We start from the raw sequence: 21,421 nt of genomic DNA on the forward strand, positions 1-21,421 counted from the left end.
CGTCACCCGCTGCGGCTCCCGGCCCGAGCCTCGCGGCCGCGCGGAGCAGCCCTGACGACGCACGGCACCCCTTCTGATCACCGCACGGAACACGGCACTGGCCCGCGCGTCGCCGAGGCGCGTTGAGGCGCGCAGAGGCGCGCCGAGCCTCCCGGCTACGACTCCTCTGACGCCTCGATCAGTTCGGGGTGCCGCTGCAGGTAGCCGTCGATGAACCAGCACGAGGCCACGATGCGTCGCTCGCCGACGGCTTCGCCGGTCACCGCACGCTGCGCGAGCAGGCCCGAGAGCCCGGTGCCGCGCAAGGCCGGCTCGACGACGGTGTGATCGAAGTCGATGACGTCCTCGCCCCGCAGCGAGTAGTGCGCTTCGCCGACAATGCGCGAACCGTCGGCGCCGCTCGCAGTGATCACGTAGCGGCTGCGGTCGGGCTCGTGGGAGATGGTGAATCCGTCCGCAGCGGCCCCAGCTTCATTCAGATATCTCGCCATGCAGCCACCCTATCCCGCGACCGTGCTGAAGGGGAGGTCGGTCACCGGCCGCGAGCAGCGGTATTGTCGGAGAATGCGCCGAGCCCGCCGAACCCTCGCTCTGCTGGGAACGACCGCGCTCATGGTCAGCGCTGCGGGATGTGCGGAACCGGAGCCCGAGCCGGAGGCCCTCTCGCTCACTCGCGCCGCGGAGGTGTATCTCGAAGCGGTGTGCCCCGTGAACGAGGCGTGGGATATCGCCGACGTCGAGCTCGACCGACTGAGACTCGCTGCCCAGCGCGGCGGCGAGACCAGCACGTCTGCATTCGCCGACGCCATGACGAACGTGGCGGATCGGAGTGGAGCTGCAGCGTCCTCGCTCACGTCGAGTGAGCGCACCTGGCCCGACGCCGCGAGAGACCCCGTGGCCGACGTCGCCGAAACACTCGTCACAGATCGTGAACAAGCGGAACAGGTCGCGAAACTCCCGGTAGAGCAGATCGTGGAGTACCAGTGGGAGGGTGCGGACGGCATCGGGACCGCTGCGGCCGAGGCTCGCGCGGCCCTCGATCTGCCGGCTGACGCGGACGCGGCGTGCGAGGCGTGGAAGACGAGCGGTGAGCGCGAAACCACCGACGAGGCAGAGGGAGCAGAGCAGTGATCGGAGCTGCAGAATCGGCATGTGCGAGGGAGTCGCAGCATCACGCGGGAGCGCCGCGGGGCGATGGAACTCCGAGTCTCGCTGTGGAACGCGCGATCCGGGCTGCCGCGCGCGCGGGCAATCGGCTCATCACCGGGTCCACGGCATCCGTCGATGTCACCGACGCTGACGCCCGCGCGCTGTTGACGACGGCGCTGCGACGCATGGGTGCGCGACTCCGGCACCGCGATGACGGCGTGGACTTCGCCTTCGTGGACCGAGCGGGCGAAGCGGCGGATCGCACGGGCGGAACCGGGCTGGAGCCGGCACGCGGGCTCGCGGGTCTCACGGTGGGGCTCGACGGGAGCATGCACTCGCACAGGGGCATCAGCGCGGACTCGCGGATCGCCTGGGCCGCGGCAGGGATGCCTGCGACCGCGCGACTTGCCGAACAGCTCGGCGCCGGTGCGACGCGTCGAGGGGTGCGCATCGGAGTGAGCCTGGTGCTCGAGCCGAAGACGGCCGCCTTCGCCCGCCTGCTAGCGGACGCCGGATGCTCTGTCGCGGTGTTCAGCGCGGTCTCCGAGACCGACCCCGAGATCGCCGAGGAACTCGCGCGCGATGAACGCATCGCGGTGTTCGCTCCTCGGAAGGCGGATCACGGGCGACCCGCCTCGATCGTGGACGCGGAGCACGCTGCCGCGATCCTCGACTGGGGGCCCGAATACCTCATCGACGACGGCGCGCATCTCATCAGGCTCGCGCACAGCGAGCGCCCGGCTGCGCTCTCCCGACTGCACGGGGCGGCGGAGGAGACGACGAGCGGCGTGCGACCCGTGCGCGAGATGGAAGCGCTCGGAGATCTGCGGATCCCCGTGATCGCCGTGAACGACGCGCGAACGAAGACCGACTTCGACAATCTCATCGGTACGGGGCAGTCGTGCGTCTTCGCGATCGCGGATGTGCTCGACGACGCGAACGAGGTGCTTCCGTATTCGGGCATTGCCGGCGCGCGGTGGGCGGTCGTGGGCTACGGGCCCGTCGGCCAGGGGGTCGCCAGGTTCGCCGCAGCGCTCGGGGCCGAGGTAGTCGTCGTGGAGCAGGACCCGGTACGAGCCCTGACCGCCCTGCACGACGGTCACGAAGCGGCTCCGCGGGAGACAGCGCTCGCGCGGGCCGACGTCGTGGTCAGCGCCACCGGCGTGTGGCACACGGTGGATGCGCACGCGATGTCGATGCTGCGCGACGGCGCCGTCATCGCGGTCGCGGGTGGAATCGACGACGAGATCGCGATCGACGAGATGCGTGCAACGGGGTGGGCCGAGCGCGAGATCGCACCGAGCGTTTCGGAGTGGCGTGCTCCGGCGCCGCACGACGATCGCGCGGTGCTCGTGCTCGCCCAGGGCGGCGGCGTCAACTACACCGCTGGCGAGGGCAACCCCATCGAGGTGATGGATCTCTCGTTCGCCACGCAGGTCGCCGCGCTCGTACGACTTATGAAGCCGGGCGCTGCAGCGGGTGTGCATCGGCTCTCCGAATCCGACGAGCGTCGCGTCGCGGCTGCGGCACTCGAGGCGCGCGGCGGCGGAGTCGACCCCGAGCCCCGGATGAAACGGGCCGGGGGAGCCGCTCAGCCCTGGGCGGTGCACCGCTACCGGTCGCACGCGCAGCGGGACGGCACGGCGATCGACCGGACTCCGACGCTCTAGACTCTTGCGAGTGAACCCCGCAGCTCCCGTCGTCGTCTACAGCGCCGCGCTCGTCTTCCCCGTCACCAGCCCGCGAATCGTCGACGGCGCCGTCGCGGTGCAGGGAGAGCACATCCTGCACGTCGGCGATCGGCGCTGGGTGCTCGAAGTGCTCGCGCAACGCGGCAAGAAGTTCCGCGAGGAGCACTGGGACGGCGTGCTGGCGCCCGGTCTCGTGAACGCGCATACGCACCTGCAGTACACCGGCATGCGCGAGGTCGCAGCGCGGAACTACTCGGGCTTCGACCATTGGGGCGACGCCTTCGACGAGGTCTACGCCCGAGACTCGCACGACTGGCGCTCGGCGGCCGCGGAGGGGGCGCAGCTGTCGCTCGCAGCGGGCGTGACCGCAGCAGCCGACGTCGTCACCGACCGCGAGGCGCTCGGCGCGCTTCACGACGCCGGAATGCACGGCATCGCCTACTGGGAGGTGTACGGAGCGAGCAACACCGACTGGACGCCGGAGGCCAAGGCCGCCGTGCGAGAGCAGATCCGCCAGATTCCGACGCCCCCCGGAGCCGGCGTCTCACCGCACGCCCCGTACTCGCTCGAGGTGCAGCCGCTCCTCGAACTTCCCGACATCGTGCGCGAGGAGGGACTGCGCCTGCACATCCACCTGGCCGAGGCCCATATGGAGCGGGAGTTCGACGGCATCGACGGCTACGTCGGAGCGGGCCCGGGGGGCCACGGCGCGTGGCCGGAGCTCGGCGCCGACAGCTTCCGGGCGCTCCGCTCGCACGGCATCGGGGTCTCCTCGACCCAGTTCGTCGACCACCTCGGCGTGCTCGGCCCCGACTGCCACATCGCGCACGGCGTGTACGTCAGCGCGGAGGATCGGGCGCTGCTGCGGGCGCGCGGCACGAGCGTCGCGCTCTGCCCGCGCTCGAACGAGGTCATCGGGCTCGACATGCCTCCGGTCGCAGCGTATCTGCGCGAGGGCAACGCGATCGCCGTCGGCACCGACTCGCTCTCGTCGTCGCCTTCGCTCGACCTGCTCGCGGATGTGGCCAAGCTGTACCGCGTGGCCCGCGAGCAGGGGTACCGAGCCGACGATCTGCATCAGCGCCTGCTCGGCGCCGCGACTCTCGGAGGCGCCACGGCGCTGGGGTTGAACGTGGGGAAGCGTCGGATCGGACAGCTCGGAGTCGGTGCCATGGCCGATCTCGCGTTCTTCGATCTCCCCGTGCACGATCCGGACGCGTCGCTCGCGGAACTCGTGGAGGCCGGTGCCGGCCGTGCGCGTCGCACGATCGTGGGCGGTATCGAGAAGTTCCGCTGCTGACGCGGGCCCGGGCGCGCGTGGCGAATCGCGCCCCGCAATGTCTCATATAATGAACGTCGTTCGACGGTGCACGACCCTGCGCCCTCACCTGAAAGCCAAGGAGTCTCCATGTCCCGTCAGTCCCGTTTCGCTGCTGCCGTCGCCATCGGCGCCGCCACCGTTCTCGCGCTCTCGGCGTGCACGAGCGGAGGAGGCGACGCCGGCGAGGAGGCCGGAGCCGCTCCCGTCACCGAGGGCAAGCTCACCATCGCAACGGGCGAGCCCGCCTACGCCCCCTGGGTCATCGATGACGCGCCGGAGAGCGGCGAGGGCTTCGAGGCCGCCGTTGCGTACGCGGTCGCCGAGGAACTCGGGTTCGCGAAGGGCGACGTGGAGTGGGTGCGCACGAGCTTCGATGCGGCGATCGCGCCCGGACCGAAGGACTTCGACCTCAACATCCAGCAGTTCTCGGTGAGCGAGGAACGAGAGCGCGCCGTCGACTTCTCGACCCCGTACTACGAGACCACGCAGGCCGTCGTGGCGGCAGGCGGCACCGAGGCGGCCGAGGCCACGAGCATCGCCGACCTCAAGGATGCGGCGCTCGGAGTCGCATCGGGCACGACCTCGCTCACCGTCGCCGAAGACGTGATCGCGCCGAACACCGACCTGCAGGTCTTCAACAGCGTCGATGACGCGGTCGCTGCGCTGCAGAACGGCACCATCGACGCGCTCGTCACCGACCTGCCCGGAGCCTTCTACGTGCGCGATGCCCAGCTCGACGACGGCGTCATCGTCGGCCAGCTCGATTCCGCCGAGGGCGGGGACGAGTTCGCGTTCGTGCTGCCGAAGGACTCGTCGCTCACCGCCGACGTCTCCGAGGCCGTCGACACCCTGCGCGAGAACGGCACCCTCGACGATCTCGCCGCCGAGTGGATCGCCGATCAGGGCGCCCCGGTACTGAAGTAGTCGCGGCGTGAGCGAAGCCCGGCAGTCCGCAAGGCTCCAGCATTCGGGGCAGGAGTTCGCGCCCAGCCCCATCGAGCTCGAACGGCGCGGATATCGGCGCGCTCGAAAGCGCCAGTCGATCCTCGTCAGCATCGCGAGCACACTGGTGTTCGCGGCGGCTCTCGTGCTGGTGCTGGTCAACAGCCCCGGCTGGGATGCGGTGCGCGAGACGTTCTTCGACCCCGCCATCGCGATCGAGGCGTTCCCGCGCGTGATCACGGGCCTCTGGCTGAACATCCAGGTGCTCTTCGTCGCCGCGATCGGCGTCGCGATTCTCGGCACGCTGCTCGCGATCGCGCGCACGCTGAAGGGGCCGGTCTTCACGCCCCTGCGGCTGATCGCTGCGGGCTACACCGATCTCTTCCGCGGCATCCCCGTGCTGCTCGTGCTCTACCTCGTCGGCTTCGGCATTCCGGGGCTCGAACTCACCGGCCGCCTCCCCGCGCAGTTCTGGGGAACGGTCGCGCTGATCCTCTGCTACTCCGCGTACGTCTCCGAGGTGCTGCGGGCGGGCATCGATGCCGTGCACCCGTCTCAGCGGCTCGCGGCCCGATCGCTCGGGCTCAGCCACGCGAAGACCTTGAGGCTCGTCGTGATGCCGCAGGCGGTGCGCAAGGTGACCCCCGCGCTCATGAACGATTTCGTGTCGATGCAGAAGGACGTCGGACTGATCTCGGTGCTCGGCGCCGTCGACGCGATCCGGGCTGCCCAGATCGAAGTCGCGTCGAGCTACAACTTCACACCGTACGTGCTCGCCGGTCTCCTCTTCGTGCTGCTGTCGCTGCCCTTCATCAGACTGACCGACTGGCTGACGGCTCGCGCGCAGCGCCGCGAGCAGATCGGAGGCGTCGTATGAGCGCGCAGGATCCGGGCACCCGCGGCGTGCTCGACGTGCAGGGCGTGCACAAGCGCTTCGGCGACCAGCACGTGCTGCGCGGCATCGATCTCACCGTGCAGCAGCACGAGGCGGTCGTGCTCATCGGGGCGTCCGGATCCGGCAAATCGACGCTGCTGAAGACCATCAATCTGCTGGAGCAGGTCGACGACGGGCGCATCATGCTCGCGGGCGACGACATCACGGACCCGCGCATGAACGTCGATGCGGTGCGGGCGAGGATCGGCGTCGTGTTCCAGCACTACAACCTGTTCCCGCACATGACGGTGCTCGCGAACGTCGTGCTCGCCATGCGCAAGGTGTTCGGCACCTCGCGGGCCGAGGCCGAGCGGCGCGGTCTCGAGCTGCTCGCGCGCATCGGGCTCGGCGACAAGGCCGGGGAGTACCCCGACCGTCTCTCGGGCGGTCAGCAGCAGCGCGTCGCCATCGTCCGTGCCATCGCCACGAATCCCGAGCTGCTTCTGCTCGACGAGATCACCAGTGCTCTCGACCCGCAGCTCGTGGGCGAAGTGCTCGACCTCGTCAGCGAGCTGAAGACCTCCGGTTCGACCATCGTCATGGCGACGCACGAGATGTCGTTCGCGCGTCGGGTCGCCGACCGCGTCGTGTATCTCAAGGACGGCGTGATCATCGAATCCGGCACCCCCGAGCAGATCTTCGAGAATCCGCAGCGGCCCGAGACGCGGGAGTTCCTCGCGCGCGTCGGCGATCCGTTCAGCGCGTGAACAATCTCAGAACGGGGGAATGGAAGCGGCGCGCACCCGGTTAGACTGATACGTCTGCCTACGAGGAGCTGCGCGCGCTCCTGGCCCGGGGCAGCTCCGTCCTCTCGAGGAGTCTTCACTCTTGACATCCGACACCGCTTCCATTCGGCTGCCGAAACCCGCAGACGACCAGATCGACCCCGCAGGCATGCGGGTGATCTGGTTGCTGCTCGTCGCCGCGTTCGTCGCCATTCTCAATGAGACGACGATGGCGATCGCCATCCCCGAACTCAACCGGACGTTGGACATCCCGCCGGAGCTCGGCCAGTGGCTGACCAGCGCGTTCATGCTCACCATGGCCGTCGTGATTCCCACCACCGGGTTCCTGCTGCAGCGCTTCACGACCCGTCAGGTGTTCCTCGCGGCCATCGGCACCTTCGTGCTCGGCACCGCGATCTGCCTCGTGGCGCCCGGCTTCCCGGCGCTCCTCGCCGGGCGCGTCGTGCAGGCGGCGGGCACGGGCATCATGATGCCCCTGCTCATGACGACCGTCATGAACGTCGTCCCCGCGCGCTCGCGCGGGCGCATGATGGGGCGCGTCGGTCTCGTCATCAGTCTCGCCCCCGCGCTCGGCCCGACCCTTTCGGGCGTCGTGCTCGACACGCTCGGGTGGCGCTGGCTCTTCGGAATCATCCTGCCGATCGCGGTCATCGCGCTGCTGCTCGGCGCGAAGTGGATGACGAACCTCGGTGAGACGACGCACGCGCCGATCGACGTGCTCTCCATCGTGCTGTCGGCGTTCGCCTTCGGCGGCGTCGTCTTCGGGCTCAGCCAGCTCGGCGGCCACGGTGCGTCCACGTCCGTCGCCGTGCCGCCGGCGCTCATCATCGCGGTCGGCGTTCTCTTCCTGGCCGTCTTCGTCTGGCGCCAGCTCGCGCTGCAGAAGAAGAACGACGCGCTGCTCGATCTCCGCGTCTTCGCCTCCCGCAACTACGTTCTCGCCGTCATCATCATGGCGATCATCTCCCTCGCGATGTTCGGCACGTTCTCGCTGCTGCCCCTGTACCTGCAGAACGTCGCCGGGCTCGACCCGACCGCGGCCGGCCTGGTGCTGCTCCCCGGCTCCGTGCTGATGGGCGTGCTCGGGCCCGTCATGGGCCGCCTCTACGATGCTCGCGGGCCGCGCACGCTGCTCATTCCGGGCACGATGCTCATCGCCGCGGCGATGTTCGTCTACTCGACGGTCGGAACGCACACGCCGATGTGGTTCCTCATGCTCGTGCAGATCGCGATGTCGCTCGGCCTCGCGGGATCCTTCACGCCGTTGTTCTCGGCGTCGCTCGGGTCCCTCGATCGTTCGCTCTACTCCCACGGCTCCGCCGTGCTGAACACGCTGCAGCAGGTCGGCGGAGCAGCGGGCACCGCGGTGCTGATCTCGATCTACTCGAGCGCACTGCACGCGGGCGAGGCCGAGGGGTTGTCGGTCGCCGATGCGGGGGCACCGGGAGCGAACATGGCGTTCTTCACGGCTGCGTGCATCGCGCTCGTGCCGGTCGCGCTGTCGTTCTTCGTGACGAAGCCCGTCGAGGGCGACGCGCCGGTGCACGCCGGTCACTGATCCCGCGGGCTCACCCGAGCGCGCCGATCGACCGCCGCACGGCCTCGGCGAGTTGTCGTACCGCCGCGGAGGGGCCTCCGGGCCCCGCCGGGGCGGCGAGCAGTAGTTCGCGTGCGAACAGCGGGTCGTCGATCGGCCGCAGGGCCACGCCGTCGGGCGGGTTGAAGCTCACGAGGCTCGGCACCAGTGCCACGGCCATGCCTGCCGCGATGAGTCCCAGCACGACCGAGTAGTCATCGGTGCGGATCGCCACATTCACCTGCATGCCCTCCGACTCGAAGACCTCGCGCACCAGATCGTCGAGCGTGTCGCCGGGCGTCGAACCCATGACCCAGCTGTCTCCGGCGAGAGCGAGCAGACTGCGGCGATCGAACGACGGCTGCGCGGCCGCCGGGTGCGAGGCCGGCAGCGCGAGCAGCATGGGGTCGGTGAACAGGTGCGTCGTGTGCACTTCCGACCGGAACGGCAGGCGATAGCCGCCCGCCGCGTAGACGAGCGCTGCGTCGAGCGTGTGCTGATTGATTCGGGTGATGAGCGGAGCGAGCTCCTCGAGCGTGGCATCGAGCTCGATGCCGAGTTCGGCGACGCGCGATGCGATGCCCGGCAGGAGCCGCGACGCGGCGGTCGGGAAGGTGCCGAAGCGCAAGCGGATCTTGCCCAGCTGAGCCAGATCTCGCACGTCCGTCAACGCCCGATCGGCCAGACTCAGCATCTCACCGCCGCGTTCGAGCATGAGGCTGCCGGCCGTCGTGAGCTTGCTGCCGCGCGTGCTGCGCGTCGTGAGATCGGTTCCGACGAGCCGGTCGAGGTTGCGGAGGTGGTAGTCGACGGTCGGCTGACTCCACCCGAGCCGCTTGGCTGCGCGAGCGACGGATCCTTCCGAGGCGACCGCACTGAGCGCCTGCAACTGTCGGAAATCGAGCACTGAGCACCTCGGATCTTCTGGATCGACCAGGGGAGTCACCCCGCTGTGATCCATACAGTATATGACTCCCGAAAGCCGAATGCGGGTTTCTGGGAGCACCCATGAGCGGCCAATCTGGAGGAATGCTGGATCAGGAAACGCGGATCGACCCCCGCCACTCGCCTCTGGGCAACGAAGCCGCGAGCGCCATCGTGTCGGGAGGCGCGGCCGCGGAAGTCGACTCGAATCGCACCGTGGCGAGTATCGCAGAGGCGCAGCGGAGCGCACCGTACGCCGAGGCGCTGCAGCGCTTCGCCGATTCGCGGCCCATGTCGCTCATGGTGCCCGGCCACGGCACCGGCGCGGAGCACGGCGGCGAGCACCTCTTCGATCTGCTCGGCGCACGAGCCGCGGCCGTCGACATCCCGCTCATGCTCGAGGGCATCGACCTCGGCGATCAGTCGCCGCTCGCGAGGGCGCAGCAGCTCGCCGCCGAGGCCTGGGGCGCACGCCGCACCTGGTTCTTGACGAATGGGGCGTCGCAGGCGAACCGCACCGCCGCCATCGCAGTGCGCAGCCTCGGCGAACACGTGCTCGTGCAGCGCAGCATGCACTCGAGCTTCACCGATGGGGTGCTGCTCGCAGGGCTCACCCCCGCGTTCGTAAAGCCCGAGATCGATGCTCGTCACGGCATCGCGCACGGACTGACGCCGGCCGCGCTCGACGCTGCGCTCACTCGAGAATCGAAGGCGGGGCGCCCCGCGGCGAGCGTATATGTCGTGTCTCCGAGCTACTTCGGGTCGACGGCGGATGTCGCAGCACTCGCGGGGGTCGCCCACTCCCACGACGCGGCGCTCATCGTCGACGGTGCATGGGGCGCTCACTTCGGATTCCACCCGGGGCTGCCGGGGTCGCCGGCGCGCCTCGGCGCCGATCTCGTCGTCTCGAGCACGCACAAACTCGCCGGTTCGCTCACCCAGTCCGCGATGCTCCATCTCGGACAGGGGCCGTTCGCCGAGCGCCTCGAGCCGCTCGTGGAGCGGGCGTATTCGATGACGGCCTCGACGTCGATGAGCAGTCTCCTCATGGGGTCCCTCGATGAGACGAGGCGCGCGCTCGTGCTCGGCGAGGAGCGCATCGGCGATGCGCTCGCGGCTGCGGGCGCCCTGCGAGACCGCCTGCGCGCCGACACCCGCTTCGCCGTGATCAGCGACGGTTTCGATGCGTTCCCCGACATCGTCGACACCGATCGCCTCCGAGTCCCGATCGACGTCTCCGCGCTGGGGCGGAGCGGACACTGGGTCCGGGCTCGGTTGAGCGCTCAACACGGCATCTACTTCGAGATGTCGACGGCGACGAGCATCGTCGCCGTCATCGGCGCGCTGACCGTTCCCGATGTGGAGCGGGTGATGATCGCGCTCGACGAGGTGGCGAGCGCGGCGCTCGCGGATCCGGATCCGATCGCTGCATCCGCTTCATTCCCCGAGCTCCCCGCGCCGGGGGCGCTCCGCGTTCTACCGCGGGACGCCTACTTCGGAGACAGCGAGGTCGTTGCAGCGGACGAGGCCGTGGGCCGGGTCTCCGCGGACACACTCGCCGCCTACCCTCCCGGTATCCCGAATCTGCTGCCGGGGGAGGAGATCACCGCTGAAACTGTCGCATTCCTGCGAGCGGTCGCGGCATCGCCGACGGGATACGTGCGGGGAGCCGTCGATGCCGAGGTCTCAGGCATCCGCGTCGTCACTGAGCCGGCGAGCATCGACTGAGGCCACGCGGCCCGGATGCCCGAAGCGTCGCCGATCGGGACTTGCGAGCCGCGTTACTTCTTCTCGAAGAGGTCGCCGACGAGCTTCGAGCTGACGAGCACGATGAGCAGCAGGACGATGCCGACTGCTGCGATGCCCGCATAGTTCAACGGATCGCCGGCGCTCGACAGCGCCTGATCCGAGCTGTCGCCGCCGGCGCTCGCGAACGCGGGAGCGGCGAAGAAGACCGAGGCGAGCGCGACGGTCACGGCGGTGGCGATGCGGGTGCGGATCTTCACGAGAACTCCTCAGTCGTGCGGGCGCAGGGCTGCGCGGGTGTTACGACCAGTCTAGCCTGGCGTCCGGCGCATTCTCGCGCGCCCGTCGCGTCGCACGGGGCGAGCCGAGGTTGACGCCGTAGCGTAGGAGCATGATGCAACAGCGCGAGCAGACTGCGATCGACCGTATCGCGGAGGCGTGGGTGGACACCCTCGTCGAGCACGATCCGACGATCGGCACGTACATCGGCCGCACGAGCGACGGCCTGCCAGATCTCTCTCCGGCGGGGCACGACGCCCTGGCGGCGGATCAGCGACGCACGCTCGCCGAGCTCGTCGCCGTCGCGCCCATCGACGACGTCGACGCCGTGACACGTGCCGACCTCGAGGCCGAACTGCGCCTTTCGCTGACCCGGCACGATGCGGGCGAGCACCTGCGCGACCTCAACGTGATCGCGTCTCCGTCGCAGAGCATTCGCGACATCTTCGACCTCATGCCGACCGAATCGGAAGGGGACTGGTCGCACGTGGCGAACCGGTTGCGCGCGGTGCCCGCCGCGCTCGCCGGCTACCGGGAGACGCTCGCGGACGGCGTGCGCGAGGGGCTCGTCCCGGCGATCCGCCAGGTCGAAGAGGTTGCGGCTCAGGCGCGGCGCACCGCGGGCACACCGGAGGATCTCGGGTTCTTCGGTCGGCTCGCTGGCTCCTCGGGCATCCCCGCCGAATCCGCGATCGAGCTCGCCGCCGCGGCCGCCGGCGCGTCGAGCGCCTACGCGGAGCTCGCGGAGTTCCTGCTGAGGGACATCGCGCCGCACGCGCCCGAGACCGACGCGTTCGGCCGTGACCGGTACGCACTCGCATCCGAGGCGTTCCTCGGTGCGAGGATCGACCTCGACGAGACCTATGAATGGGGTCTCGACGAGCTGGCGCGCATGGTCGCCGAGCAGGAGCGCACGGCGGCTGAGATCGTCGGCGGGTCGCCGCGCCCGGGCATCGTCGCCGAGGCGATCGCGAAGCTCGATCAGGATGCGTCGCGCAAGCTGCACGGCACCGATGCGCTGCAGCGCTGGATGCAGAAGACGAGCGATCGCGCTGTCGCGGAGCTCGCGGGTGCGCAGTTCGAGATCCCGGAGGAGATCCGCGCCCTCGAGTGCCGCATCGCCCCCACGCAGGAGGGCGGCATCTACTACACGGGACCGAGCGACGACTTCTCGCGCCCCGGCCGCATGTGGTGGTCGGTGCCGGAGGGGGTCACGGAATTCGATACCTGGCGCGAGTTGACGACGGTGTATCACGAGGGTGTGCCCGGCCACCACCTGCAGATCGGGCAGGCGGTCGTCAACCGCGGCTCGCTCAACGAATGGCGTCGCCAGCTCGCGGGAACGTCGGGGCACGCCGAGGGCTGGGCGCTGTACGCCGAACGGCTCATGGAGCAGCTGGGGTACCTGGAAGACCCGGCGGATCGCCTGGGCATGCTCGACGGTCAGCGCATGCGGGCCGCTCGCGTCGTGCTCGACATCGGCGTGCACCTGGGGAAGCGGCGGCCCGACGGCGGCGTGTGGGACGGCGCCTACGCGTTCCAGTTCCTCGACGAAAATGTGAACATGAACGACGGCTTCGTGCGGTTCGAAGTGCTGCGGTACCTCGGCTGGGCCGGGCAGGCGCCAGCGTACAAGGTCGGACAGCGCATCTGGGAGGGGCTCCGGGATCAGGCCGCTGCGCGCGCATCCGCTGCGGGAGACGCCTTCGACATCCGCACCTTCCATCGCGATGCCCTCGCACTCGGCGGCGTGCGGCTCGACACGCTCGAGCGCGCGCTGCGCGGCGAGCTCGGAGCGTGAGCGACGAGCTCTGCCCCTGCGGGCGGGGGATCGGCTTCGCCGCCTGCTGCGGGCCGTTGCACGCGGGGGCAGCGGCGCCGTCCGCAGAACGACTCATGCGCACGCGCTACAGCGCGTTCGCGGTCGGCGACGCCGCCTATCTGCTCGCGACCTGGGATCCCACGACGCGACCGGAGTCGCTCGAACTCGACGACGCGACGGAATGGCGGCGTCTGTTCATCGAGGGTTCGGTCGCGGGCGGTCCCTTCGACGACGCCGGTTCCGTGACGTTCACGGCGATCGCCCGCGGCCCGGGCGGCCGGGTCGAGCTGCGGGAGCGCAGCCGGTTCCGCAGATCGGGCCCGGAACGCCGCTGGGTGTACGTCGACGGCGAAACGCCGGACTAGAGTGCGCGCGCGAATCGACGCCGTTACTCGATGTAGACGTCGAGATGCGTGCCGAACGTGCCGCGATCGTAGATCTTCCCCCGGTACCCGAAGGGCGTCTCGAAGACTGCGCCCTTCGGGGCGTCTCCCGCCAGCACGATGAAACCGTCGGCGTCGCTGACGTACCCGTCCTCGTTGACGTGCCGCCCGGGGATCGCGAGCCCTGCGCCGGGGAGCACCTTCTGGCTGTAGTAGGTGAAACGGTACCCGCCCCAGTGGACAACGCCGCTGAAGAGGAACTGCTCCAGCGTGTAGAGGGCCGTTCGAGGAGCCTTCCCGGACTGCTTCGGCCGGTCCTGATCGAGCCCGCTCTCCACGATGGGCACCTCGACGCCCGCGGCGAGTGCGGTGGATGGTCCGCCCGCCGCCGCCAGCGTCTGATGCGGTGCGCCGCCCGACGCGCTCGCCGAGCCCGATGAGCCGGCTTCGGCGAAGGCCGCCGTCATCGAGAGCGGGGCCAGGGCGGTCGTGCCGAGCAGCAGCGCAGCGGTTGCGGTCGCGCCGGCCGCACGAGCGAGCGGACGCCGGTCGTCAGTCCCGGGCGCCATGCACCCAGGCCTCGACATCGCTCGCGGTGCGCGGGATATCCGCCGACAGGTTGACGCACCCGGTCTCGGTGACCACGATGTCGTCCTCGATGCGCACCCCGATGCCGCGATACTCCTCGGGTACGGTGAGATCATCGGGCTGGAAGTAGAGGCCGGGTTCGATGGTGAACACCATGCCCGGCTCTACGATCCCGTCCATGTACATGTCGCGGCGCGCCTGGGCGCAATCGTGCACGTCCATGCCGAGATGATGACTGGTGCCGTGCACCATGTACCGGCGGTAGTACGCGGTGCCGTCGTCCTCGGGGAGGAAGCCCCATTCCCGGGTGCGGCGCTCGATGACCTCCATCGCCGCGGCGTGCACGTCGCGGAAGCGGATCCCCGGTCGCACGATCGCGTGCGCGGCGTCCGCTGCCTCGAGCACGGCGTCGTACACCCGGCGCTGCACCTCGGTGAAGGTGCCCGAAACAGGTACGGTGCGTGTGATGTCGGCCGTGTACAGACTGTCGAGCTCGATCCCGGCGTCGAGCAGCAGGAGGTCTCCCTCGCGCACGGCGCCGTCGTTCTGGATCCAGTGCAGCGTGCACGCGTGGGGGCCGGAAGCGGCGATCGTCTCGTATCCGACCGTGTTGCCCTCGAGGCGCGCCCGCTGATTGAAGACGCCCTCGACGATCCGTTCGCCGCGAGGATGCGCGCTCGCCCGGGGAAGCGCGGCGAGCACATCGTCGAATCCCTGTGCTGTCGCGTCGACTGCGGACCGCATCTCCGCCAACTCGTACGCGTCCTTGACCAGCCGCAGCTCCGAGGCGACGCGCGCCACCTCCGGGTCGTCGAGCGTGCGGTCGTCCTCCGTCGCGACGAATGCGCCGAGCGGGGCGGTGGCCACGCCGAGCGCCGCCGCCACCTGCTCCAAGGACGGCCTCGGGCCGATCCAGAACTCGCCGATCTCGGGGTTCGCGAAGAACTCGTCGCTGTCGCGGCCCGCGCGTTCGCGGAAGTAGACCGTGGCGTCGTGCCCGCCGTCGCGCGGCTCGAACACGAGCACCGCTCCCGGCTCGCTCGCCGAGCCCCACCCCGTGAGGTGCGCGAAGGCGCTGTGCGCGCGGTACTGGTAGAACGTGTCGTTGGAGCGCTGCTTCATGGCGCCCGCAGCGACGACGACCCGCTCGCCGGGGAAGTTCGATGAGAAGGCGCGCCGACGCGCCTCCGCGTACGGGGCGACCGCCCACGGCTCGGGCAGCATCTCCGGGCGGTCGGCCCACTGCGTCGAGAGATACTCCACGAACGCATCCGTCTGCGGGGTCGTGCTCCGGTTGCTGTTGTCGATCTCCACCTCGTGAGTGGACTGGCTGCTGTCGGTCATGCGTCCATCCTCTCATCCTGGACTCCGGCCCAGCTCTAAGATGGCAGGATGACGGAATCCGCGGAGACGCCGGCCGGCTTCGACCTGCACACGCACTCGGTCTTCTCCGACGGCACGACGCGACCGGGCGACATCGCCCGTGAAGCGGCCGCACTCGGGCTCGCGGGTTTCGCGCTCACCGACCACGACACGATCGACGGCTGGGACGAGGCGCGCACTGCCGCGAGGAAGGTGGGCATCGACTTCCTGCCCGGCATCGAGATCACGACGAAGCACCGGGGCAAGTCGAGGCATCTGCTCGGATACGGCATCGCCCCGCTCGCCGGCGAGCTGTTCGAAGCCCTCGCCTCCGTGCGCCGGTCGCGGCTGACCCGAGCACGCGAGATGGTGCGTCTCGTCTCCGCCGACTACGCGATCACCTGGGAATCGGTGCTGGGCGATGAGGATGCGCGCACGGTGGGTCGCCCGCACATCGCCGATGCGCTGGTGGCAGCCGGGTATTTTCCGGATCGCAGCACGGTGTTCGCAGAACTCCTGCATCCGCGGTCGCCGTACTACCTCGGCACCGAGGCCATCGAGACCGTCGACGCGATTCGGATGGTGCGGTCCGCGGGCGGCGCTGCGGTGCTCGCCCATCCCGCCGCGTTCCGGCAGCGCACCCCCGTATCGCCGGGTGAACTCGCGGAGCTCGCGCGGGCAGGCCTGTTCGGAGTCGAACTGCGCCACCCCGAGCACCGCGAGGACTGGCTGCCGCCCATCATCGCCGCCGCGTCGAGACTCGGCCTCGTGGCGACGGGGTCGAGCGACTATCACGGCGCGGGGAAGCCGAACCTGCTCGGGCAGCAGGTGACCGACCGGGCTACCGTCGCACGCCTGCGAGACGGGCTCGCCGAACCGCGCTGACGCGTCGTGCAGACGCTGTGGGTGTGGCGCTGCCTACTCTGCGGTCGCCCCGGCCGCGCTGTCCGCACCACCGGATGCTCCCGAGCCTCCGCGACGCCGACGCCGACGGCGCTTCGGGGGAGCCGTCTCCCCCGAAGCGGCCAGCGCATCGGCGGGAGTCAGCGGGGCACCGGGCTCGCCACCGCCCTCGGCGTCGTGACCGTGCTGCTCGTGACCGTGCGATTCGTGGCGGCCCTGACCCAGGGGATTCGCGCTGCGCGTGCGGCGTCGGGTGCGCTTCCGAGCGCGTTCGCCGTCGCCGGTCTCGCCCGATCCGGGGCCGCCCGCGCTGTTCGACGAACCGGATCGGCCGGCACGCGCGTCCGATCGGTCGCGGGGGGCGCGCTCCTTCACCGGGGTGGCCTTCAGCCGCCCCTTCGTCCCCTCAGCGATCTTCAGGTCGGCGAAGAGGTGCGGCGATGAGGAGTACGTCTCGACGGGCTCGGGGATGCCGAAGTCGAGCGCCTTGTTGATCAGCGCCCACTTGTGCAGGTCGTCCCAGTCGACGAACGTCACGGCGATGCCGGTGCGCCCTGCGCGCCCGGTGCGCCCGACACGGTGCAGGTAGGTCTTCTCGTCGTCGGGCACGGTGTGATTGATGACGTGGGTGACGTCGTCGACGTCGATGCCGCGCGCCGCCACGTCGGTCGCGATCAGGATGTCCTTCTTGCCCGTCTTGAAAGTCACCATGGCGCGCTCGCGCTGCTCCTGGTTCAGATCGCCGTGCACGGACACGGCGGCGAAGCCGCGATCCACGAGCTCCTCCTGCAGCTTCGCAGCGGCGCGCTTGGTGCGCATGAAGATGACGGTCTTCCCGCGGCCCTCGGCCTGCAGGATCCGCCCGATCACCTCGTCCTTGTCGAGGGAGTGCGCGCGGTACACGATGTGCTCGATGTTCGCCTGTGCGGCGCCCTCGTCGGGGTCGGTCGCGCGGATGTGGATCGGATTCGACATGAATCGTCGCGCGAGTGTCACGATCGTGCCCGGCATCGTCGCGGAGAAGAGCATGGTGTGGCGCACCGGGGGTGTCAGCGAGAACAGCTTCTCGATGTCTGCGAGGAAGCCGAGATCGAGCATCTTGTCGGCCTCGTCGAGCACCATCTCGCGGACCTTGCTGAGGTCGAGCAGGCGCTGATTCGCGAGGTCGAGCAGGCGACCCGGGGTGCCGACGACGACCTGCGCGCCGGACTTGAGCTGCTCGATCTGCCCCTCGTACGCCTTACCGCCGTAGATCGGCACGACCGTCGCAGCTCGGTTCTTCGCCGCGAGCTCGAGATCTTCGTAGACCTGCACGGCGAGCTCGCGGGTCGGCACGACTACGAGGGCCTGCACGCCATCCACAGGCTGCGCACCGACGCGCTGCAGCAGCGGCAGGCCGAAGCCGAAGGTCTTTCCCGTGCCGGTCTTCGCCTGGCCGATGATGTCCTGCCCCGACAACGCGAGCGGAATCGTCTGCTCCTGAATCGGGAAGGCGTCGACGATGCCCCGGTCCTTCAGGGAGTCGACCATGTCCTGATCGACGCCGAGCTCGAGGAATGTGGTCATAGTGCGTCCTTTTCGATGAGTGCGGGTGCTGCGCGCGCGTGTCGAAAGGCGCAGCGGCCGGCGCTCCGATGGCTCCGGCGGTGAAGTACGTTCGTCGCCAGTCTATTCCAAGGCGGCGGCGGCACGGCGGTAAGCTGTCAGGGTGTTCGAGTGGATCAAAGGCCTGCGCCGGAAGAACGCGCCCGCGCGCAAGATGCGCTCGCGCGGAGACGCCGGTGAGGCGGAGCGGGTCGAGCTCGCCGAATTCGCTCCCGGGATCATGCCGTTCCTCGGACTCACCGCATACCTGCAGCTCGAACTCTACGAAGCGGCCACCCGGGCCGTCTCGGGAGCTCCGTCGCTCGAGGCGAAGGACGTGCTGGCTCGCGTCGCCGGCCAGACACTCGCCAAGCACCAGCAGCTCACCGGGCAGATCCGGTCGCGCGGCCACGAGCCGCACGTCGTCATGGAGCCGTTCTCGCCCGTGATCGACTCGTACGTCGAACGCATCGACACGGGTGACTGGCACCAACACGTGTTGTCGCTCTATCTCGTCGGCGGCCTCTTCGACGACTTCTTCGCCAGTCTCGCGAGCGGCCTGAAAGACGGCTACCGCGGCGAGGCGATCGCGATCCTGCGCAACGACACGGGTCGCCCGGAGCTCAAGACGCTGCTGCAAGACGCGCTCGAGGCCGACGAACTGCTCTCGAGCTGGCTCGCCGTGTGGGGCAGGCGCCTCGTCGGCGACACCCTGCTCGTCTCCCGGGCCGTGCTCTCTCTCAGCGAGCACCGCGAGTTCGATGCGAGCGAGGTCGAGCCGGTGTTCACGGAGCTCATCGCCGACCACATCCGGCGGATGGACGGGCTGGGGCTGACGGCCTGAGGCCTCCGATGTCTACTCTCCCGCACTGCGCGTACTTCGAAGCTGGGCGCTGCCGGTCGTGCGCCCTGCTCGAGACGCCGTACCCGACCCAGCTCAGCGACAAGGAGCGGCGGTGCCGCGAACTGCTGCCGCAGGTGCCCGAGGCGCTCTGGCTGCCGAGCGTGCGGGGCGGTACCGCGGACTTCCGGAACAAGGCGAAACTCGTGGTCGGCGGTCGCGCCCGTGCCGTGACGCTCGGCATACTCGGACGGGACGGTACCGGGATCGACCTGCGCGACTGCGTGATTCAGGAGCCGGGCATCCGCGACGCGATCCCGCACCTGGTGGCGTTCATCGAGTCGACGGGCCTGGAGCCCTACGACGTTCCGCGGCGACGCGGGGAGCTCAAGTTCGTGCACGCCACGCTCGCGCCCTCCGGCGAGCTGATGCTGCGCTTCGTGACGCGCTCGGAGCAGGGGCTGCACGTGCTGCGGAAGGCGCTGCCCGCACTGCTCGAGCGCGTGCCGAGAGCGGTCGTCGTGTCGGTGAACCTGCTGCCCGAGCACAAGGCGGTGCTCGAGGGCGAGCGCGAGGAGCTGCTGCTCGGCGACTCGCTCGAGATGGGACTCGGAGAGGTCTCGCTGCATCTGCGGCCCCAGAGCTTCTTCCAGACGAACACCGCCGTGGCGCGTGCGCTGTACGCGCAGGCCGCCGAGTGGGTCGCCGCCGAGCGCCCCGACTCCATCTGGGACCTGTACTGCGGCGTGGGCGGGTTCGCTCTGCACTGCGCCGCCGCCGTGCGCGCCGCCCCGCCCCGCGTGCTCGGCGTCGAGATCAGCGAAGCGGCAGTCGAGTCGGCGCGCCGCAGTGCAGCCGAAGCCGGGATAGCAGCCGAGTTCGTCGCCGCCGATGCGACGAGGTACGCGGTCGGTGCGCCCACGGCGGACGCCCCGCACACGGTCATCGTGAACCCGCCCCGCCGGGGCATCGGCGCCGAGCTCTCGGAGTGGATCGAGCGAGCACCCGCCCGGCGCGTGATCTACTCGAGCTGCAACCCCGAGAGCCTCGCGATCGATCTCGCCGCGATGCCGTCGTGGGGCGTGCGGAGTGCGCGCGTGTTCGACATGTTCCCCCATACGCGTCACCTCGAGGTCATGGTGCTGCTCGAACGCCGCGTCTGATCGAACGCCGCGTCTGATCGGACGCCGCGTCTGACCGGACGCCGCAACGCAGGCGCGCGCGGATCGCGCGCCGGGGTGGGAGGATGTCCTCATGAACATCGTGCTCGGAGTGACCGGCGGCATCGCCGCGTACAAAGTCGTGCAGCTCGCCCGCACCCTGGTCGAGGACGGTCACGACGTGCACGTCGTGCCGACCGCGGAGGCTCTGCGATTCGTCGGCAAGCCGACCTGGGAGGCGATCAGTCGCAACCCCGTCACGACCTCCGTGCACGAGGACGTGCCCGAGGTGCGGCACGTCGGGCTCGGGCAGCGCGCCGACCTCGTGGTCGTGGCTCCCGCGACGGCGCACACGCTCGCGCGCATGAGCGCGGGCCTCGCCGACGATCTGCTCGGCACGACACTGCTCGCGACCCGCGCGCCGGTGCTCGTCGCTCCCGCGATGCATACGGAGATGTGGCAGCACCCGGCGACGCAGGACAACGTCGCGATCCTCCGGTCGCGCGGCGTGCAGTTCGTCGGCCCGGAATCCGGCAGGCTGACTGGAGCCGACACCGGCCCCGGACGCATGAGCGAGCCGGAGACCATCGCGGAGCGGGTGCGCGCGCTGCTCGCGGCCGGCGATGAGCGCGAGGCGAGCGCGGACCTCGAGACGGACGCCGCAGCCGCAGCCGACGATGTGCCGCTGGAGACTGCCGCCGCGGAGGCACTCGACTCGGTGCAGGCCGACGCGGCGGGGTCCGGCCGCTCCGCCGACCTCGCAGGCCTGCGAATCATGGTGACGGCCGGCGGCACGCGCGAGCCGATCGATCCGGTACGTTTTCTCGGCAACCGGTCGAGCGGGCGTCAGGGAGTCGCCATCGCGGCGGCGGCGGCGGATCGCGGTGCCAAGATCGTGCTCTTCGCCGCGAACGTCGATTCCGCTGTGCTCTCGGAGGTGCAGGATCGCCCGGCCGTGCGCGTGGTGCCGGTGGGTACCGCGGCCGAGCTCGAGCGCGCCGCGCGCGCTGCAGCGGCGGGTGCGGAGGTCGTGATCATGGCGGCGGCCGTCGCCGACTATCGCGTGGCCGACGTGGCCGAGCGGAAGATCCGCAAGGAGGACGGGGCCGGCCGGGCGCCGGTACTGGAACTCGTCGAGAACCCCGACATCCTCGTCGGTCTCGTGCAGCAGCGTCGACCCGGTCAGGTGATCGTCGGTTTCGCCGCGGAGACGGTCGAGAACGAGGACGAGCTCGTGCAGCGAGGCCGGAGGAAGCTGGCTCGCAAGGGTGCTGATCTGCTCGCGGTGAACGCGGTGAGCTGGTCGGAGGGGTTCGAAGCGGGGGAGAACACGCTGCACATCCTCGCCGCCGACGAACGTCCGGTCACCGTCGCGAGCGGTTCGAAGCGGGCAGTGGCCGACGCGCTCCTCGACGTGGTCCGGGACTCGCTCGGATCGTAGGGAACGACACGGCCCCGCGATCCTGCTCG

20 protein-coding genes are annotated in these 21,421 nt (G+C 69.9%); 14 read left to right on the forward strand and 6 right to left on the reverse strand.

From position 1 onward, the window contains the following. Positions 1–155 precede the first annotated feature (155 nt). Positions 156–491 carry a GNAT family N-acetyltransferase gene (locus tag PQI23_RS09905; RefSeq protein WP_339974072.1) on the reverse strand — a complete coding sequence of 112 codons (336 nt, stop codon included), beginning with the start codon at positions 489–491 and terminating at the stop codon, positions 156–158. Between PQI23_RS09905 and PQI23_RS09910 the strand changes: the two genes are divergently transcribed. From PQI23_RS09910 to PQI23_RS09940, 7 genes are all read left to right on the forward strand, one after another. Further along, a complete protein-coding gene (locus PQI23_RS09910) occupies positions 490–1,131 on the forward strand; it encodes a hypothetical protein (RefSeq protein ID WP_339974074.1) in 642 nt (213 codons plus the stop codon). The two genes, PQI23_RS09905 and PQI23_RS09910, sit on opposite strands and share 2 nt — an antisense overlap. Positions 1,132–1,214: 83 nt before the next feature. Further along, a complete protein-coding gene (locus PQI23_RS09915) occupies positions 1,215–2,819 on the forward strand; it encodes an adenosylhomocysteinase (protein ID WP_339974076.1) in 1,605 nt (534 codons plus the stop codon). Positions 2,820–2,829: 10 nt separating this feature from the next. After that, entirely contained in the window at positions 2,830–4,140 is a 1,311-nt protein-coding gene (locus PQI23_RS09920; RefSeq protein WP_339974078.1) for an amidohydrolase family protein, read from the forward strand. Between the two features lie 108 nt (positions 4,141–4,248). Next, positions 4,249–5,085 carry an ABC transporter substrate-binding protein gene (locus tag PQI23_RS09925; RefSeq protein ID WP_339974080.1) on the forward strand — a complete coding sequence of 279 codons (837 nt, stop codon included), beginning with the start codon at positions 4,249–4,251 and terminating at the stop codon, positions 5,083–5,085. A 7-nt stretch (positions 5,086–5,092) separates the two neighbouring features. Continuing rightward, the gene (locus PQI23_RS09930) at positions 5,093–5,980 is read left to right on the forward strand and encodes an amino acid ABC transporter permease (protein ID WP_339974082.1); all 888 of its coding nucleotides are present in this window, start codon (positions 5,093–5,095) and stop codon (positions 5,978–5,980) included. Next, positions 5,977–6,744, forward strand: coding sequence for an amino acid ABC transporter ATP-binding protein (locus PQI23_RS09935; RefSeq protein WP_339974084.1), 768 nt, complete (start codon positions 5,977–5,979; stop codon positions 6,742–6,744). Before PQI23_RS09930 ends, PQI23_RS09935 begins: the two co-directional genes overlap by 4 nt. 121 nt (positions 6,745–6,865) lie before the next feature. Then, positions 6,866–8,341: an MDR family MFS transporter gene (locus PQI23_RS09940; protein WP_339974086.1), complete on the forward strand. Its 1,476-nt coding sequence runs from the start codon at positions 6,866–6,868 to the stop codon at positions 8,339–8,341. Between the two features lie 10 nt (positions 8,342–8,351). Here the strand turns inward: PQI23_RS09940 and PQI23_RS09945 are convergent, their stop codons facing one another. Beyond that, positions 8,352–9,266, reverse strand: coding sequence for a LysR family transcriptional regulator (locus PQI23_RS09945; RefSeq protein WP_339974088.1), 915 nt, complete (start codon positions 9,264–9,266; stop codon positions 8,352–8,354). 101 nt (positions 9,267–9,367) lie between these two features. Here PQI23_RS09945 and PQI23_RS09950 point away from each other — a divergent pair, with 101 nt between their 5' ends. Next, complete coding sequence (locus PQI23_RS09950; RefSeq protein ID WP_339974090.1) at positions 9,368–11,011, forward strand: aminotransferase class I/II-fold pyridoxal phosphate-dependent enzyme; 1,644 nt, start codon at positions 9,368–9,370, stop codon at positions 11,009–11,011. A 53-nt stretch (positions 11,012–11,064) separates the two neighbouring features. Here PQI23_RS09950 and PQI23_RS09955 read toward each other — a convergent pair whose 3' ends face one another. Further along, the gene (locus tag PQI23_RS09955; RefSeq protein ID WP_339974091.1) at positions 11,065–11,289 is read right to left on the reverse strand and encodes a hypothetical protein; all 225 of its coding nucleotides are present in this window, start codon (positions 11,287–11,289) and stop codon (positions 11,065–11,067) included. A 134-nt stretch (positions 11,290–11,423) separates the two neighbouring features. On the opposite strand from PQI23_RS09955, the gene PQI23_RS09960 reads away from it, so the two are divergent. Both PQI23_RS09960 and PQI23_RS09965 read left to right on the forward strand, forming a co-directional pair. Beyond that, the gene (locus tag PQI23_RS09960) at positions 11,424–13,109 is read left to right on the forward strand and encodes a DUF885 domain-containing protein (protein ID WP_339974285.1); all 1,686 of its coding nucleotides are present in this window, start codon (positions 11,424–11,426) and stop codon (positions 13,107–13,109) included. After that, entirely contained in the window at positions 13,106–13,495 is a 390-nt protein-coding gene (locus tag PQI23_RS09965) for a YchJ family protein (protein ID WP_339974093.1), read from the forward strand. Before PQI23_RS09960 ends, PQI23_RS09965 begins: the two co-directional genes overlap by 4 nt. Before the next feature lie 23 nt (positions 13,496–13,518). Here PQI23_RS09965 and PQI23_RS09970 read toward each other — a convergent pair whose 3' ends face one another. Further along, the gene (locus PQI23_RS09970; protein WP_339974095.1) at positions 13,519–14,082 is read right to left on the reverse strand and encodes a hypothetical protein; all 564 of its coding nucleotides are present in this window, start codon (positions 14,080–14,082) and stop codon (positions 13,519–13,521) included. Further along, complete coding sequence (locus PQI23_RS09975) at positions 14,066–15,445, reverse strand: aminopeptidase P family protein (RefSeq protein ID WP_339974097.1); 1,380 nt, start codon at positions 15,443–15,445, stop codon at positions 14,066–14,068. Before PQI23_RS09975 ends, PQI23_RS09970 begins: the two co-directional genes overlap by 17 nt. Before the next feature lie 48 nt (positions 15,446–15,493). Here PQI23_RS09975 and PQI23_RS09980 point away from each other — a divergent pair, with 48 nt between their 5' ends. Beyond that, entirely contained in the window at positions 15,494–16,348 is an 855-nt protein-coding gene (locus tag PQI23_RS09980) for a PHP domain-containing protein (protein WP_339974099.1), read from the forward strand. Positions 16,349–16,381: 33 nt separating this feature from the next. On the opposite strand, the gene PQI23_RS09985 is transcribed toward PQI23_RS09980, so the two are convergent. Beyond that, entirely contained in the window at positions 16,382–17,932 is a 1,551-nt protein-coding gene (locus tag PQI23_RS09985; protein WP_339974101.1) for a DEAD/DEAH box helicase, read from the reverse strand. Positions 17,933–18,074: 142 nt separating this feature from the next. Between PQI23_RS09985 and PQI23_RS09990 the strand changes: the two genes are divergently transcribed. The 3 genes from PQI23_RS09990 to PQI23_RS10000 all read left to right on the forward strand — a co-directional run bounded on the left by PQI23_RS09990 (position 18,075) and on the right by PQI23_RS10000 (position 21,392). After that, entirely contained in the window at positions 18,075–18,794 is a 720-nt protein-coding gene (locus tag PQI23_RS09990; RefSeq protein ID WP_339974102.1) for a ferritin-like fold-containing protein, read from the forward strand. Between the two features lie 8 nt (positions 18,795–18,802). Further along, the gene (locus PQI23_RS09995; protein ID WP_339974104.1) at positions 18,803–19,954 is read left to right on the forward strand and encodes a methyltransferase domain-containing protein; all 1,152 of its coding nucleotides are present in this window, start codon (positions 18,803–18,805) and stop codon (positions 19,952–19,954) included. 91 nt (positions 19,955–20,045) lie between these two features. Next, the gene (locus tag PQI23_RS10000) at positions 20,046–21,392 is read left to right on the forward strand and encodes a bifunctional phosphopantothenoylcysteine decarboxylase/phosphopantothenate synthase (protein WP_339974106.1); all 1,347 of its coding nucleotides are present in this window, start codon (positions 20,046–20,048) and stop codon (positions 21,390–21,392) included. Positions 21,393–21,421: the final 29 nt, after the last annotated feature.

Origin of the sequence: Leucobacter sp. USCH14, from assembly GCF_037619215.1 — a bacterium.
GTDB lineage: Bacteria > Actinomycetota > Actinomycetes > Actinomycetales > Microbacteriaceae > Leucobacter.

What these genes read in the sequence shown, in the direction of transcription:
- PQI23_RS09910 (WP_339974074.1), top strand. Translation starts at nt 490, where the DNA reads ATGCAGCCACCCTATCCCGCGACCGTGCTGAAGGGGAGGTCGGTCACC.
- PQI23_RS09905 (WP_339974072.1), bottom strand. Translation starts at nt 491, where the DNA reads ATGGCGAGATATCTGAATGAAGCTGGGGCCGCTGCGGACGGATTCACC.
- PQI23_RS09925 (WP_339974080.1), top strand. Translation starts at nt 4,249, where the DNA reads ATGTCCCGTCAGTCCCGTTTCGCTGCTGCCGTCGCCATCGGCGCCGCC.
- PQI23_RS09935 (WP_339974084.1), top strand. Translation starts at nt 5,977, where the DNA reads ATGAGCGCGCAGGATCCGGGCACCCGCGGCGTGCTCGACGTGCAGGGC.
- PQI23_RS09950 (WP_339974090.1), top strand. Translation starts at nt 9,368, where the DNA reads ATGAGCGGCCAATCTGGAGGAATGCTGGATCAGGAAACGCGGATCGAC.
- PQI23_RS09960 (WP_339974285.1), top strand. Translation starts at nt 11,424, where the DNA reads ATGCAACAGCGCGAGCAGACTGCGATCGACCGTATCGCGGAGGCGTGG.
- PQI23_RS09970 (WP_339974095.1), bottom strand. Translation starts at nt 14,082, where the DNA reads ATGGCGCCCGGGACTGACGACCGGCGTCCGCTCGCTCGTGCGGCCGGC.
- PQI23_RS09975 (WP_339974097.1), bottom strand. Translation starts at nt 15,445, where the DNA reads ATGACCGACAGCAGCCAGTCCACTCACGAGGTGGAGATCGACAACAGC.
- PQI23_RS09980 (WP_339974099.1), top strand. Translation starts at nt 15,494, where the DNA reads ATGACGGAATCCGCGGAGACGCCGGCCGGCTTCGACCTGCACACGCAC.
- PQI23_RS09985 (WP_339974101.1), bottom strand. Translation starts at nt 17,932, where the DNA reads ATGACCACATTCCTCGAGCTCGGCGTCGATCAGGACATGGTCGACTCC.
- PQI23_RS09995 (WP_339974104.1), top strand. Translation starts at nt 18,803, where the DNA reads ATGTCTACTCTCCCGCACTGCGCGTACTTCGAAGCTGGGCGCTGCCGG.
- PQI23_RS10000 (WP_339974106.1), top strand. Translation starts at nt 20,046, where the DNA reads ATGAACATCGTGCTCGGAGTGACCGGCGGCATCGCCGCGTACAAAGTC.